At 64.0% G+C, this 14801-nt stretch carries 10 protein-coding genes and 1 pseudogene; 4 read left to right on the top strand and 7 right to left on the bottom strand.

The window, feature by feature from the left end; genetic code table 11:
- Positions 1-226 precede the first annotated feature (226 nt).
- Both E1H18_RS26100 and E1H18_RS26095 read right to left on the bottom strand, forming a co-directional pair.
- A complete protein-coding gene (locus tag E1H18_RS26100; RefSeq protein WP_172275022.1) occupies positions 227-2032 on the bottom strand; it encodes a methyl-accepting chemotaxis protein in 1806 nt (601 codons plus the stop codon).
- A gap of 123 nt (positions 2033-2155) precedes the next feature.
- Positions 2156-2710, bottom strand: a complete 555-nt coding sequence (locus E1H18_RS26095; protein WP_172275020.1) for a recombinase family protein — start codon at positions 2708-2710, stop codon at positions 2156-2158.
- 116 nt (positions 2711-2826) lie between these two features.
- Between E1H18_RS26095 and E1H18_RS27460 the strand changes: the two are divergent.
- Both E1H18_RS27460 and E1H18_RS26090 read left to right on the top strand, forming a co-directional pair.
- Positions 2827-3009, top strand: a pseudogene (locus E1H18_RS27460) (DUF4158 domain-containing protein); the annotation flags it as partial.
- An 8-nt stretch (positions 3010-3017) separates the two neighbouring features.
- The gene (locus E1H18_RS26090) at positions 3018-3872 is read left to right on the top strand and encodes a DUF4158 domain-containing protein (RefSeq protein WP_255501151.1); all 855 of its coding nucleotides are present in this window, start codon (positions 3018-3020) and stop codon (positions 3870-3872) included.
- Here the strand turns inward: E1H18_RS26090 and E1H18_RS26085 are convergent.
- The 5 genes from E1H18_RS26085 to E1H18_RS26065 all read right to left on the bottom strand — a co-directional run bounded on the left by E1H18_RS26085 (position 3817) and on the right by E1H18_RS26065 (position 10103).
- Positions 3817-5180, bottom strand: a protein-coding gene (locus E1H18_RS26085) for an IS3 family transposase (RefSeq protein ID WP_137803707.1) whose coding sequence is annotated in 2 segments (ribosomal slippage) — positions 3817-4830 and positions 4833-5180 — 1362 coding nt in all. Because the reading frame shifts where the segments join, the coding sequence is not laid out codon by codon here. The two genes, E1H18_RS26090 and E1H18_RS26085, sit on opposite strands and share 56 nt — an antisense overlap.
- A 264-nt stretch (positions 5181-5444) precedes the next feature.
- The gene (locus E1H18_RS26080; RefSeq protein ID WP_168077947.1) at positions 5445-6551 is read right to left on the bottom strand and encodes an ABC transporter permease; all 1107 of its coding nucleotides are present in this window, start codon (positions 6549-6551) and stop codon (positions 5445-5447) included.
- On the bottom strand, positions 6548-7753 hold the full coding sequence (locus E1H18_RS26075) for an ABC transporter permease (protein ID WP_168077949.1): 1206 nt from the start codon (positions 7751-7753) through the stop codon (positions 6548-6550). Before E1H18_RS26075 ends, E1H18_RS26080 begins: the two co-directional genes overlap by 4 nt.
- Positions 7741-8754, bottom strand: coding sequence for an HlyD family secretion protein (locus tag E1H18_RS26070; protein WP_370526602.1), 1014 nt, complete (start codon positions 8752-8754; stop codon positions 7741-7743). The genes E1H18_RS26075 and E1H18_RS26070 overlap by 13 nt, the downstream gene beginning before the upstream one ends.
- 11 nt (positions 8755-8765) lie before the next feature.
- Positions 8766-10103 (bottom strand): TolC family protein, encoded by a 1338-nt coding sequence (locus E1H18_RS26065; RefSeq protein WP_241693687.1) that lies wholly within the window; start codon positions 10101-10103, stop codon positions 8766-8768.
- 824 nt (positions 10104-10927) lie between these two features.
- Between E1H18_RS26065 and E1H18_RS26060 the strand changes: the two genes are divergently transcribed.
- Both E1H18_RS26060 and E1H18_RS26055 read left to right on the top strand, forming a co-directional pair.
- Positions 10928-11512, top strand: a complete 585-nt coding sequence (locus tag E1H18_RS26060; RefSeq protein WP_126053394.1) for a recombinase family protein — start codon at positions 10928-10930, stop codon at positions 11510-11512.
- Positions 11513-11516: 4 nt separating this feature from the next.
- Positions 11517-14495 (top strand): Tn3 family transposase, encoded by a 2979-nt coding sequence (locus E1H18_RS26055; protein ID WP_172275013.1) that lies wholly within the window; start codon positions 11517-11519, stop codon positions 14493-14495.
- Positions 14496-14801: the final 306 nt, after the last annotated feature.

Here is a 14801-nt window from a genome sequence, read left to right as displayed (position 1 = left end):
CCGCGCCCGCCCGTCGCCCGACTGCCAAGGCCCTGAAACCCTGACGTGACAGGAGGTCCCCTCCCCGTCATCCTGCCCAGGCCCTTCGTCGCACTTCAGTTAGAACCCACATTGGGCTCACCTCAAGGTTTGTTCGCTAGAGTGCGCCAAGAAGAACAAAAGCGGCATAAGGCGGCTAACGCCTCATCGCAACCTGTAGAGTGGAAGGAGTCCAGGGGCAGCGAAACTAAGCCGCGTTCCGCTGCGCGCCCTTGCTGCGCCCCGCGAACACTTCAACCAATCGCCCTAGCTGAACCGCCTCGCGGCTCAGGCTGTGGCTCGCCGCCGTCGTCTGCTCGACCATAGCGGCGTTCTGCTGTGTGACCTGGTCCATTTCGTTTACTGCCGTGTTCACCTCGGCGAGGCCGGCAGCTTGTTCTCTGGCGGCCTGCGCGATGTCCCGAACCAACCCTTCAATTCGGCTGAACTCGGAAACGACACTGGTCAGTGCGTCGCCTACCTTGACCACAAGGTCCACACCGCTCTGGACGCTTGAAGACGCTTCAGCAATCAGCCCCTTGATCTCCTTGGCGGCATCGGCGGACCGCTGGGCGAGTGCTCTCACCTCTTGAGCCACAACCGCAAAACCCCGGCCCGCTTCGCCAGCTCGTGCGGCTTCAACGCCTGCGTTCAACGCCAGAAGATTGGTCTGGAAGGCGATCTCGTCGATCACCCCGATGATTTGGCCGATCTGACGCGAAGAGGCGTCGATGCGCTCCATGGCGCTGATCGCCTGGCCCGCCACTGCGCTGGATCCGGCGACGTTGTTGCGACTTTCGGACATGGCCTGCTGCGCCATCAGGGCGCTTTCCGAGGTCTGCCGGATAGTGGCAGTCACTTCGTCCAAAGCAGCTGCCGTTTGTTCGAGACTGGCAGCCTGATGCTCGGTGCGTCGTGACAAATCATCAGCAGCAGCGGAGATCTCACGCGCACCGCTGTCGACGGCAGCCGCGCTCGCAACAACCTGCGCAATGATGTTCTGGAGCGATTGCAACGAGCTATTGAAGTTCACACGCAGCTGCTCAAATTCCTCCGGGAACGTGTTGGCGATCCGGTGCTGCAGATCGCCGGCGGCCAGGGCCCGCAGCCCCTGATCCAGCGACCGGACGACTTCGTCGCGCCGTTGCGCTTCTGCGGCAATCCGCTCTTGCTGCTCGGCCCTTTCCTGCCAGACACGGGCTTCCATGGCTTCGTTCTGCTCGCGCGCCGTTCGGCGCTCCAGCACTGCCTGGCGGAAAACGCCGACGGATCGGGCCATGTCGCCGACCTCGTCGGGCCGGGCGCGATGCGGAACCTCTTGGGAATAGTCCCCCGCCGCCAGACGGCCCATGTAGCCGGCCATATGCAGGACGGGATGAACGACTTTTGCGCGTAGCGAAGCGACCCCGCCGATCACGACAGAGAGCATCAGCAGTGAAGTCACCGACAACAGGGCGACGATTTCGATTGTCAGCCTATTTGCCCGCTGGATCTTCTCGTCGGCGATGCGCTGGGCTTGGATCGCCATTTCGTCAATGACAAGCCGGTGGGCTTGATAGTGCATGCTGAGGTCTGAGATAGCGGCATCCATCTGCGTTGTATCGCCAACCCTTAACGCAGGAATGAACTGACTATCAATCACCTTCCAGAATTTCTGAACCTCAACGTCCGACTTATTCAAAGATTGCAGCAACTCATCTGAAAGCGGGTTTTCGCGCCAATACTCGCGGCGGGAATCATAATCTTGTTTTAGACTTTTTAGCTTTTTCTCAATCTCAGCCGCCCTATCCAGCTCATCTGGTCCCCGATGGGCCGTCAACAGCGCCTCTACTAGGTAGAGCGGGGGCGGAAGGATGTCGGCAATGAACGTCTGGGCCTTTGTCTGCTGCTCGGACACCGGTCCGCCAACGCGAAGCTCCATGAGCGAGTAGGCAGCTGCGCCCGTAGCAAGAATAAAGCCTGCAATGAGCAGCGCTGCGAAGAGGTTCAAAACCCCACTGATGCGGATTGCCATCGTTTGCATGACCCCAGACGTCCAGCCCAAGGGTTGCGCCAGAATGGTTAATGAACAGTAGAAGGCAGATGCGACAATGTAGCCCTCACGTGAGGCCTTAATGCACTGCCGCCATCGCTCGCCCTAGCGATCAGATGGAGGTATCCGCCCAATTGTCGCTTTGCTGACACCCAAGACCTTGGCTAGGTGGCGAACGCTCTCACCACTGGCGCGCTGTTGAGCGACGAAGGTGCGCTGAGCGACGGTCAGGCAGTGGCGGCGTCCAAGCTTAACACCGCGGGCTTTGGCCCGTTCACGGCCCTCGCTGGTGCGCGATCGGATCAAGTCGCGCTCGAACTCGGCCAGGCCACCCAGGACTGTTAGCATCAATCGGCCGTGCGGCGTGGTGGTGTCCGCCCAACTGTCGCGGATTGAGCGAAATTGCGCGCCCTTCTCGGTGAGTGCGGCCAGGACATTGAGCAGATCTCGCGTCGAGCGCGCCAGGCGATCTAGCCGCGTGACCACAAGCACGTCGCCAGCGGCCAGCGAAGCGATGGCTCTATTAAGCTGAGTTCGATCTGTCTTGGCCCCGGACGCCGTCTCGCTGAACACTTTCTGGCAGCCGGCTGCTGTCAGCTCGGCGACCTGGGCGGCGACACTCTGGCCGTCGGTCGAAACACGTGCATATCCGCAAATCATGCGTCTATTTCTGAGACTATAATTCGAGACAGGCAAGCTGCTGAATTCGTTGGGGCTGGTCAGCGTCTCATTTTTCTTAAATTCTGAGCCACCGCAGAAGGTGGGGAGGCTTTCCGATGGCACGGCGTAGCTTGCTTACGGGAGAGGAACGGCGAAAGCTGTTCGAGCCGCCGACCAGCGATTGCGAGATAGCCACCCGTTACACCCTGTCCCCCGACGATCTCGATTGGATCGAAGAACGACGCAATCCCGCCAACAAGCTTGGGGCAGCCTTGCAGTTGGCGCTTCTACGACATCCCGGGTTCGGATGGGCCCTGATGCGGTCCTCGCGCCTACGCTTGTGGATTTCATCGCTGAGCAGATCCACGTGCCGCCAGGTGTGTTGGCCAGTTACGGTGCTCGAGGACAGACGAGAAGCGCTCACCTTACGGCGCTCCGTGCTCGGCTTGGCCTCCGTGCCTTTGGCCGTTCGGATTTGCAAACGACGATCACCATCGCAGCCGAGGCGGCGCGTTCGACCGACAAGGGCGGACCAATCGTCGAAGCGGTCATGGCGCAGCTTCGTCGCCTGGGCATTGCGTTCCCGTCTCCGGACACCCTCGAGCGCATAGGACTGGCCGGGCGCGCCCAAGCAAGGCGACAGTCAGCCACTGACCTTCTGGCGAGCCTATCGCGGGAGCAGCTTGCGGCGCTGGACCAGCTGCTCGTCAATGACGAGACCCTTGGCAAGTCACCGCTGGCCTGGCTGCGAGATCTGCCGGAGGCCCCAAGCGCTCTCAATATGAGCGCGCTGATGGAGCGGTTGGACTACCTTCGCGCCATTGACTTACCCCCGAAGCTCGCCGACGCAATCCACGAACGGCGCTTTGATCAATATGTCCGCGAAGGGGCGATCGCCCCGGCGTTCCTGCTAGGTGGCTATAGCGTAGGACGGCGGCGCGCGACTGTGGCCGCCCAACTCCTCGATCTTGAGCGCCGGATCAGCGACGTGGCTGTCGACATGTTTGACAAGATGGTCGGTTCGCTCTTCGCTGTCCGTCGTCAGGACATTTGGCTCAGATGGGGGCGTAAATTAGCGGAGAGCGGGCCTCGTCTGGGGGTTGATGTTAGGCGGCGAGCTTGCGGTGCAGCAAGCGCCGATATTCGAGGGTCTGTCGCTTGACCCTTTCGCGGTGTTTGATGATGGCGGCGGCCCTTCCGAAGTAGGCGTCGGCCGGGGTCACGTTGGCCAGGCTCTCGTGGTAGCGCTGGTGGTTGTAGTGCTCGACGAAGGCCGCGATCTGGGCCTCCAGATCGCTGGGCAGGAAGTAGTTCTCCAGCAGGATGCGGTTCTTCAAGGTCTGATGCCAGCGCTCGATCTTGCCCTGGGTCTGGGGATGCATCGGGGCGCCTCGGACATGGCTCATCTTGTTGGCCTCGATGTATTGAGCCAGCTCATCGGCGATATAGCTGGGGCCGTTGTCGCTGAGCAGGCGGGGCTTGTGCAGCACCGTGGCGCTGTCGCAGCCGGAAGCCGCCAGGGCCAGGTCCAGCGTGTCGGTGACGTCCTGCGCGCGCATGTTGGCGCACAGCTTCCAAGCGATGATGTAGCGCGAGAAGTCGTCGAGCACGGTCGACAGATACATCCAGCCCCACCCGATGATCTTGAAGTAGGTAAAATCGGTCTGCCACATCTGGTTCGGCCGCGTGGTCTTGGTGTGGAAGGCCTCGGCGGCCTTGATCACGACGAAGGCCGGGCTGGTGATCAGGTCGTGGGCCTTGAGCAGCCGGTAGACCGTGGCCTCGGAGACAAAGTACTGACGTTCATCGGTAAATCGCACCGCCAGTTCACGCGGGGACAGCTCGCTGTGCTCCAGCGCCATCTCGACGATCTGGCCCTGGATGTCGTCGCCGATGCGGTTCCACACCCTGCTCGGCGCCGAGGACCGATCCTCCAAGGCTTCGGGCCCGCCGTCGAGGTAGCGGTCGTACCAGCGGTAGAAGGTCCGGCGGGGGATGCCCAGCTGGTCCAGCGTGCGCTTGGCCGGCAGGTGCGACTGCTCCACGATCCTGATGATCTCCAGCTTCTCGGATGCGGGATACCTCATGCGTCGTCGCCCCCATCCGCGATCATGCTTTTTTTGAGCAGACGGTTTTCCAGCGTCAGGTCCGCCACGCATTCCTTCAGGGCGCGAGCTTCACGGCGCAGGTCCTGCACTTCGCCCGTGGTCGCGGCCCGGGCGGTGTCCCCGGCCAGGCGGCGCTTGCCCGCCTCCATGAACTCCTTCGACCAGGTGTAGTACAGGCTTTGGGCGATCCCTTCCTTGCGGCACAGCTCGGCGATGCTGTCCTCACCGCGCAGGCCCTCGAGCACGATGCGGATCTTGTCCTCAGCCGAGAAGTGGCGCCGCGTCTGCCGTCGAATGTCCTTCACCACCTGCTCCGCAGGGGCCTTCGCCGGCAATTTCACGTTGGAGGATCTGGGCTTCATCTTCGTTCCTTCGTCACTGCGACGAAGCCCAGATCCTCCTCAACTCACAACCTCAAATCTGTGCCAGTGGCGCTGACGGGGGACAGTCAGGCGCATACCAGTAGCGGTCGGGCTCAGCCCGTAGCGACGGCTCTCCTGACCATCAGACTGGACTGTGGGCGTCCCGAATGCGAGCGCGACGGAAGGCGGTGGAAGGGACCATTGGGACGGTCTGTGAACCACACTCAAGCCTTGGCGAAGCCGTCCGGCCCCGCGACACCGGGGTCACCGGTGGGTGCGGGTGCAATAGCGGACAATGGTGATCGCGCCATAGAGCAACGTCAGCGCCGCGAGGTTGAGCAGCTCGATCTTCTGCTCCGCCAGACTGGCCCCCATCTGGTTCACGCCCACCATCAGATGGATGCCGGGCGTCGTCGGCAGCAGCCGCGCCAGCATCGCCAGCCAGCCCGGCGTCGCCTCCGCGGGCCAGGACAGTCCGGAAAGGAAATAGATCGGCACGGAGGTGATGATCCAGAGCTGGATCGGCCGTTCGCGCACCGCGAAGCAACTCGCCAGGGCCAGCGCGCCGGCCACTGTAGCGGCGACGAACAGCACGCTGGCCACCGCCAGCGCGCCAAGGCTTCCGGCGGCGCGCGGGAAGTCCTGGAACCAGAAGACGAAGCCGGTGAAATAGGCGACGTCCGCGCAGCCGATGACGAAGAAGGCCAGCGCAACGCCCAGCAGCTCGCGTGGGCGGAAGGCGAGCGGGCCCTGACGCTCGCTCATGGTTCCCGCCAGCAGCGCCAGACCCATCAGCAGCGTCTGGTGTATGATGACGAAGGTGACGCCGGGGACCACCGCGCTGCCATAGCCTTCATGCGTGTTGAACAGCGGCCGCTGGATCACCTCCAGGGCGGGCGGGGCCGGCGCGCCCCGCGCCATGGCCTGGTCGACCGCCGCTTCCCGGCCCAGCGTTCCCAGCGCCGCGCCCACCCCTGCGAGCGCAGTGCTGCTGCGCAGCAGGTAGGCCCCGTTGCCATGAAGCGTGACCACGCCCTGCTCTCCCCGCAGGATGCGCCGTTCGAACCCTTCCGGGATGACGACGACGGCGCTCGCCCGGCGATCTTCGACCCAGCGCAGGGCCTCTGACGGCGACGCCGGCCGGGCGACCACCTGCGCCTGCTGCAGGGCCGACAGCTTGCTGACCAGCGAACGGCTGGCGGCTGTCCGGTCCAGGTCCACCACCGCGACGGGAATGCGGGTCGGCGTCTCGCCGGAATAGGCGGCGGGATAGAAGAAGGAATAGAGGATCGCCGAGCCGATCAGCAGCATCAGCGCCGTGCTGTCGGTGAGGATCGCCCGGAAGGTGGCGAGGAACGACTTCCCGATCATCGGCGCCCCCAGGCGGCCGGCGTCGCCGCCGCATGGATATAGCGCGGCAGGCCGATGGCCGCGCCGACGGCGAGGAAGACCAGCATGATGAGGACCTGTGGGAACGACACCGCCGCGGGCGACCCCATCATCCATTGCTCGGCGAGCAGCTTGGCGAAGGCCGTGTAGGGCAGGATCGCGCTCCAGAACTGCGCGAAGCCGGAAGCGGATTCGACAGGAAAGATCGCCCCCGCGAAGGCGAAGGACGCCCCCGCGTAGAGCCCCGCGACCGAAAGCGCCCTGCCCATGGACAGGGTTATCCCCGTCACCAGCAGCGCGACCCCGGCGTAGGCCAGATACATCGCCACATAGCCGGCGAAGAGCATCAGCGGGCTGCCCAGCACCGGCCAGCCGCGCAGGCCGGCCAGATAGCCGGTGGCCAGCACGCCCCAGCCCATGAAGAAGACGAAATAGACGGAGATCTTGCCCGCCACGGCCGCCGCCGCCGACAGCCTGGGCGCGCCGCCGAGCCAGGCGCCGATGGTCCCGTCGCGGAGCTCGCGGCCCAGCGCGCTGACCACCGCGACCATGAAGACGAGGTGGAGAAGGGCCGGATGGATCAGGGCCACGAGCTGCAGCTCATAGCTGCCCTGCGGATTGAACAGGATCGTGGTCTGCGCGGCCACCGGCGGCGGCCGGACCTTGTCCGGCCCCGCGACCGCCGCCGTCTGCTCCACGGCGAGCCGCGCCGCATAGCCCTGCGTCACATTGCCGACCTCGCGGAGCGCGGCGCCGGACGCGGTGGAGAAGCTCGCATTGTAGAAGACGGGGATGCTGGCCGTGCTCCCGTGCAGCACCGCCCGCTCCGTTTCCCGGGGGATCAGCACGATGGCGTAGACGGCTTGAGACCGCACCAGCCGCTCGGCGTCCCGCATCTCGGCGGGACGGGCGGCCACGCGCAGGCCCGGCGCCGCGTCCAGGCGGCGCGTCAGTTCGCGGGCGATCGCGCCGCCGTCCTCGTCCACCACGGCGATCGGCAGGTCGCGCATCACGCCGGAAGAGAGCTGGATCGCCATGACCGCCAGGAGCGCGAGGGGTATCCAGCTTACGAGGGCGAGATCCCAGAAGCTCGACCGGAGGAAGCGGACTTCCCTGCGCAGGCCGGCGAGAAAGGCCTTTCCCGTTCCCGCCGTCGCGCCCGTTCCCGGCACTACTGGGGCCATTCGAACAGCACGGTCATGCCCGGCCGCAGACCGCGCACCGGCGAAACCGGGGTGACGCGCACCTCGAAGCTCTTGATATCGAACCCGCTGGACTGGCGCGTCGCGCGCCAGGTGGCGAAGTCGCCGGCCGGGGCAAGATAGGTCACCCGGAAGCGGACGCGGCGCTCGCGCAGGGCCGGAATCGCGCCGACCAGCTCGGCGCCTCGCGCGAGCCCGCGCAACTGGTCCTCCCGCACGTTGAGCGTGACCCAGGGATGGGCGACGTCGGTGAGCACGAAGACCGGGAAGCCTTGCGGCACAAGCTCGCCGGGCTGTGCGAGACGGCGGCCGATCTCGCCGGCGATCGGGGCCGTCACGCGGGTCTCGGCCGCGGCGGCTTCCACTTCGGCGACGGCGCCGCGCGCCTGTCGCACCTGCCCGCTGGCTGCGGCCTTGTCCTCGCCGCGAGCGCCCGCCAGCGCTTGATCGTATTGCGCCCGCGCCGCCTTCGCCGCCTCGTTGGAGGCGATCGCATTGGTGCGCGCCTCGTCGCGCTTCTGGCCGGCGATCACGCCCTCGTCGTGGAGACGCTGGGTGCGCTGGTAGGTGGTCTGCGCGAGGGCGGCGGCGGCCTCGGCGCGGCGCCACTGCGCCTCCGCCGCGCGGATGTCCTCGGGCCGCGCCCCGGTGTTGGCCTTGTTTTCCACCGCCTGGGCCGAGGCGAGCGCGCCGCCGGCCTGCTGCGACCTGGCGGCGATCTCGGGGCTGGCGACGGTGTAGAGCAGCTGACCCGCGCGGACCGCTTGCCCCTCCTCGACATGGAAGGCGGCGATCCGGCCCGTGACCTTGCTTGTGATCCGGACCTCGCGCGCGTCCGCCATGCCCTGGATCTGGCCGGGCGCCGGGCGGTAGGCGAGCCACAGGCCGATCGCCAGCAGCAGCGCGACCCCCGCCGCCACGCCGATCGCCAGCCGACGCCTGTTCCGCTGGCGGGGGGCCGGTCCTTCCGGGCGCGGTTCCACGGCCGTCTCGCTCACGGGACCTCCTTGTCGGCGCGGGCGACATAGTCGGGCAGGCTCGAGATCTGTCCGCTCAGATCGAGAAGCTGCGCGAGCGCCAGCACATACTCATAAGCCGCCTGGGCGCGCTGGATACGTGCGCGGCCAAGGCCCAGTTCGGCGTCGATCACGTCGAGCGACGTCGCCTGCTGCTCGCGATAGGAAAGGCCCTGGAGTCGCAGGTTCTCGCTCGCGGCGTCGAGCGAGCCGTCCAGCAACAGAAAACGCCTGCGTGCGGCTTCCGCCTCGTTCCACGCCCTGGCGACGCCGACTTCGATCTGCATCCGGGCCTCGCGGACGCCGGCGTTCGCCTGCATGGAGGTCTGGCGCGCGGCCTCGACCGTCTGGTTGCGTCCGAGACCAGACACGAGCTTGTAGCGAAGGCCGATTCCGACAGTCCAGTCCGGGTCCGTCAGCAGCGAATTCCGCCGATCGAAACTATACTGGCTAAAGCCATAGATCGTCGGGCGCAGCTTGGACTTCTCGATCTTCAGGCCCGCCTCGGCCTGAGCTTCCAGCGCACGCAGCCGGTCGAGCTCAGGATAGGAATTGAGGGCTTCGGCCCTGTACGTCTCCAAGGGGTCGAGCGGCTGGGAGACGACGAAGAGCGGCGTGGTGGGACGTACGCCCTGCGGCGCGCGGAGCAGGCCGGCGAGAACGGCGTTCGCGGTCTCAAGCTCCGCCACGGCCTTCTCGAACTCACGCGCGGCGTCATCGCGTGCGACCTGCGCCTGGAGGCGCTGCGCGCGGCTGATGAACTGCTCCCGCTCCAGCTTGACCGCATCGGCGAGATGCCGGTCTAGGCCGGCCAGCACGTCGCGCCGCACGCCGAGCGCCTGTTCGGCGAGCTGCTGGCCGTAATAGGCTTGCACGAGTTGCAGCAGCGCCTTGTCGACGGCGCCTTTCTGTTCCGCGCGCGCCTGATCGAGCTGCGCCCTGGCGCCGGCTTTCGCGCCGGCGATCTGGCCGCCGGTGTAGAGCGGAAGCGTCGCCGTCACGATCGGACGGACGGCGGTCTCCCCGCGTCGGAACCGCAGCGGATCCTCGATCCCGAATGATCCGGCAACCGGCGCCAGCGATCCCAGCGGCAGATAGAGCGTCTTCTGGTAGTCCAGAAGCTGCGCCTCGAAGTCCACCTCAGGTCCGCCCAATGTGCGGGTCGCGCCGACCTGGGCCTGCTTGCCGCGCACGTTGGCGTCCGAGGCGGCGATCGCGTCCGATCGATCAAGCAGGCGTTGCTGGGCGGCCTGATAATCGAGCACGATGGCGGCGCTGTCCTGCGCTGCGGCCGGCGCCGACACCGCCAGCGTCACAATCGCCAAGGTCGCTGGAATTCGCATGGCTTGGCCTGACCCCACTGGGTTATCCGGGTTCAATGTTAGTGGACAGCGTTTGCTGGCGCTACGGTCGGGGTGGGTGATCGCGCGTTTTCCGATCGAGCTGGGGGCGTCACATAAAACGGGCACAGATATACGCTAAGGCCTGAGAGCGTCGGAAAACACCTGATTTTCGGTGCTGACTGCCCTGCAGTGGACGTGGTCGGTCGATATTATGAGGCTTACCATCGCTCGCTGTTGGGCGACGTCGCACATTTTCTGCATATTGAATTTTGATTATCGGGAGAACCATATGAGGTGTCTTGCCACAAGCAGCGCGGTGAGCGCCGCTCTGCTTCTTTTCAATCAGTCGGCACAGGCTCAATATGCGCCCGTCGATCCAATGCCAATGGGGCAAACGGCGACCAGTACGATGGCGAATAAACTGTCTGGCGACATCGCCAACGGGAACTCGCGGTCCAATTCGGTATCGGCCCGATGTCTTGCTGATTCTGGTCCGGGACCGGAGAGGCGCGCGATGGAAGCCGAATATAAGCGCCGGTTAGCTGCAAAGGGAACCGCGAATGCGAATGCATGGCGGGCCGAACATGGTCGCTGCTATCGTGCGGCTCTCGTTGCAGCAGGGAAGTGCAAATAGTTAACCGAGTTTGCCTGCTATTCCGGTAGGCGGCAATCACATGTTTTCCGACAGGGTAGCATCGCAACCAGGCTACGCCTCGACAACCATGGTTGATTTTGCACGACAAACCCTGTCGCTTTGATCTAGTGCGCGACAACATCAATTTCAGGGTTTGTCGCACATGCTCATCGGGTACATGCGTGTCTCATCGGTCGATGACCGTCAGTCGGTTGACCTTCAACGCGATGCCCTCCTCGCCGCAGGTGTCGATGAGCGCCATCTCTATTCCGACAAGGCATCGGGCGCCCGGGATGATCGTCCCGGCCTGAAGGCTTGCCTCGAATTCCTGAAGGCCGGCGACACCTTGGTCGTTTGGAAACTCGACCGTCTCGGGCGATCATTGACCAATCTTCTGGCGATCATAACCGATCTGAAAAATCGAGGTGTGGCCTTCCGATCGCTAACGGAGCAGATGGACACAAGCACGCCCCATGGTGAATTGCTGTTTTCGCTCTTCGGCGCGCTCGCCCAATATGAACGCGCGCTCACGCGTGAGCGGGTGATGGCAGGCTTGGTCGCAGCTCGACGACGGGGCCGGCGCGGGGGCCGGCCGCCCAGCATTGACGCGGAAACGATCGAGCAGATCACGGCAGCCCTCGATGCCGGCGCAAGCAAGGCGTCGGTGTGCCGATCATTCAAGGTGCCGCGATCGACCCTCATCGGCACGCTCGATCGCATTGGCTGGACGGGACCGGTCAAGGCCTGACCCGATGCCCCGCCGCTCTGTTCTGACCGAGGCGCAACACGCCGAGTTGTTCGCCTTGCCGGAGAGCGAGCCAGATCTGGTGCGATACTGGACGCTCAGTTCCGCAGATCTGCGCGTCTTCACGAGCCGGAGGCGTCCCCACAACCGCCTCGGTTTTGCGCTGCAGCTCTGCGCCTTGCGATATCCTGGCCGATTGCTGAAACCCGGCGAATTCATCCCTGATGCTCCTCTCAGGTTCGTCGGGGATCAGCTCGGCGTCGAGCCGGACGCGCTTGCCGATTATGCCACGCGTGGTCCCACCCGGTATGAGCAACTCGATACGCTGCGCGAGGTATTCGGTTTCCGGCAATTGAGCCGTCCGATCCATGCAGAACTGCAGGCTTGGCTCTTGCCGATCGCACTGACCATGACCGGTGGAATCGATCTCGCGCGGATCCTGATGGAAGAATTCCGCCGCCGGCAGATAATCGTGCCCGGTATCACGTCCCTGGAACGCATGGTGAGCAAAGCTCTGTTAGATGCCGAGCGGAACGTGGGCAACCTGCTGACGGGAAGTCTGACTTCAGTGCAATGCGGCCTGCTGGACTCGCTGCTGCTGCAGCACAATGCAGGCCGCATCAGCATTCTTGCCTGGATCCGCCAACCACCCGGTAGACCGGGACGACGTGCCTTCGCGGAAATTCTCGAGCGATTGTCCACATTGCGGGCAATCGGCTTGGAGCCTGAAGTTGTAGCCCCAGTCCATCCAGAACGACTGCGGCGCCTTAATCAGGAGGGCGTGCGGCTCACTGCGCAACATCTATCCGTCCTGAACGCGATCCGTCGCCGGGCCATTCTGGCTGCCACCGTTGCCGAAATGCAGATCGCCCTGACTGACGATGCCGTGATGATGTTCGAACGTTTGATCGGACAGATGTTCCGGCGTGCCGAGCGCCGGGAAGAGGCTGCGCTGAAGCGCGACAAACGCACCATCAATGGCAAAATTCGTCTGCTGGCCCGTCTCGGAACTGCGATCATTGATGCAAGGGACAGCGGTGCAGATCCTCTCAGCGCCATTGAAGAGGTTATCGGATGGGACGATCTCGGTTCCGAGATCGAGGAAGCCAAGCGACTTGTCCGTCCCGATCCGCTCGATCCCGTCGAACTCGCGCGATCGAACCTGCCGATCCTGCGACAGATCGGTCCGGCCTTCGTCGCAAGCTTCACCTTCGGTGCGGTGCCTGCCTGTGTGGGTCTTGCTCGAGCCATCGCGACAATGCGCGATCTCGGAAGTGGCCGCCTGCGCAAGCTACCAGCAGATGCCGCGCTTGGTTTCGTCCGACCGGCATGGCGGCGACGGATTGGCCGAGCCGGTCTTGATCGCCGTATTTTCGAGTTCTGTGTCCTCGCCGAGTTGCGGGACCGCTTGCGAGCGGGTGACGTGTGGGTCGAAGGCAGCCGGCGATACAGAGCCGTGGAGCAGCAACTTATCTCCACCCCGGTGTTCACTGCGATGAGGGCCGCTGGTCCATTGCCTGTCCCGGTCGCCGATACGGCCGCAGTCTGGCTCGAGGAGCGCAAGGCGCTCCTTTCCCGAAGGCTGGCCGAGGTGGACGCAAAGGTGGAAGCGGACGCGCTCGAAGATGTGCACTTTTCAGGCGGCAAGCTGCGGATATCGCCACTTCGAGCCATCACACCGGAGGAAGCCGAAAGGGCACTCTCTCCCTTGTATGGCCATTTGCCGGCCATCCGCATTACTGACCTGCTGGCGGAGGTTGATCGTTGGACCGGCTTCTCGAAATGCTTTACCCATCTCACCACGGGCCGCGTACATGATGATCCCCGCACTGTCCTGACAGCGGTTCTTGCCGACGCCACCAATCTCGGCCACGCCCGCATGGCAGAGGCCTGCGATTTGGTGAGCCAGCGCCAACTCGGTTGGCTTGCGGCATGGCATTTACGCGAAGACAGCTACGGCGCCGCCTTGGCGATGTTGGCCGATGCTCAGCATCGCATGACGCTGTCAAATGTGTTCGGCGATGGAAATGTGTCGAGTTCCGATGGCCAGAACTTTCCACTTGATCGCCGCGCGCAGGCGACCGGTTCTGTTAATCCCCACAAGGGCAGTGAACCTTCGGTATCCTTCTATACTCACGTCTCGGATCGCTATGCGCCGTTTCATGCCAAGGTTATTTCCGCCGGTGCGAGCGAGGCAGCCCACGTCCTTGACGGCCTGCTGCATCATGGTGCCGAACTTGCGATTGAACGCCACCATACCGATGGCGGCGGCATTTCCGACCATGTTTTCGCGCTCTGCCATTTGCTGGGGTTCCAGTTCGCACCGCGAATTCCCAATATCGCCGCCCGGCGCCTCCACTTGTTCCGCGATGCGCGGCCAGGGCCGACCATAGCCCCGATGGCCGCGCAAGCCATTGATGAACAGCTCATCGCTAGCCACTGGGAAGACATCGTCCGCCTCGCAACATCTATCCGGACCGGAGTCACGAGTGCCTCCACCATGCTCGAGCGCCTTGGTTCATATCCGCGCGCCAACGGCCTGGCGCTGACGCTACGCGAGATAGGCCGGGTTGAACGGACGCTTTTCACCCTAGACTGGATCGAAAAGCCGGAAGAACGGCGCCGTGCTACGCGCGAACTGAACAAGGGCGAGGCGCAGAACGCCCTCAAGCGCGCGATCTTCTTTCACCGCACCGGCCGGATACGCGACCATGGGCTACAGGCTCAAGGACACCGAGCGTCCGCGCTCAATCTGGTGGCTGGAGCCATTGTCCTCTGGAACACGACCTACCTCGAGGCGGTGCTTCGCCATATGGAGCAGCAAGGAAAGGCAATCCCGGCCGAATTTCTCCAACATCTGTCACCGCTGGGCTGGCAACACATCAATCTGACCGGCGATTACCTTTGGACGGATCATGACTTAACGACCGGCACGCTACGGCCGCTGCGCCAAAAGATCGGCGCTACCGTGCCCCAAAAGGCTTAGCGTATATCTGTGCCCGTTTTATGTGACGCCCCCCACCTGAGTCCGTTTCAGACCGGCGGCTGCTGTAAGAAGTAAATCGTCACCAAAACTGACGCAGCAATGACTTCAAGCCTCAGAGCAACCCCGAACGTGGATAGCCGGCGCGGAGCGGTTTGACCCTAACCGGGTGGTCACCAAGCGCGCCGTTAAGGATTTCGTAACCATACCTACCGATGAATGTTTTCTCCTTTGTTTTAGAGAAAAATCATTCAATTTACGCACCTGCAGTGCGTGTGTGGCGATTCACGGTGGGGATGGCGAAGATGG

Origin of the sequence: Caulobacter sp. RHG1, from assembly GCF_013181195.1 — a bacterium.
In the GTDB taxonomy this organism is placed as follows: domain Bacteria; phylum Pseudomonadota; class Alphaproteobacteria; order Caulobacterales; family Caulobacteraceae; genus Caulobacter.
Note: the sequence above shows the minus strand (reverse complement) of the source record. Positions and strands in the feature narration are given on the sequence as shown.

What these genes read in the sequence shown, in the direction of transcription:
- E1H18_RS26075 (WP_168077949.1), bottom strand. Translation starts at nt 7,753, where the DNA reads ATGGCCCCAGTAGTGCCGGGAACGGGCGCGACGGCGGGAACGGGAAAG.
- E1H18_RS26090 (WP_255501151.1), top strand. Translation starts at nt 3,018, where the DNA reads ATGGGCCCTGATGCGGTCCTCGCGCCTACGCTTGTGGATTTCATCGCT.
- E1H18_RS26100 (WP_172275022.1), bottom strand. Translation starts at nt 2,032, where the DNA reads ATGGCAATCCGCATCAGTGGGGTTTTGAACCTCTTCGCAGCGCTGCTC.
- E1H18_RS26095 (WP_172275020.1), bottom strand. Translation starts at nt 2,710, where the DNA reads ATGATTTGCGGATATGCACGTGTTTCGACCGACGGCCAGAGTGTCGCC.
- E1H18_RS26080 (WP_168077947.1), bottom strand. Translation starts at nt 6,551, where the DNA reads ATGATCGGGAAGTCGTTCCTCGCCACCTTCCGGGCGATCCTCACCGAC.
- E1H18_RS26055 (WP_172275013.1), top strand. Translation starts at nt 11,517, where the DNA reads ATGCCCCGCCGCTCTGTTCTGACCGAGGCGCAACACGCCGAGTTGTTC.
- E1H18_RS26060 (WP_126053394.1), top strand. Translation starts at nt 10,928, where the DNA reads ATGCTCATCGGGTACATGCGTGTCTCATCGGTCGATGACCGTCAGTCG.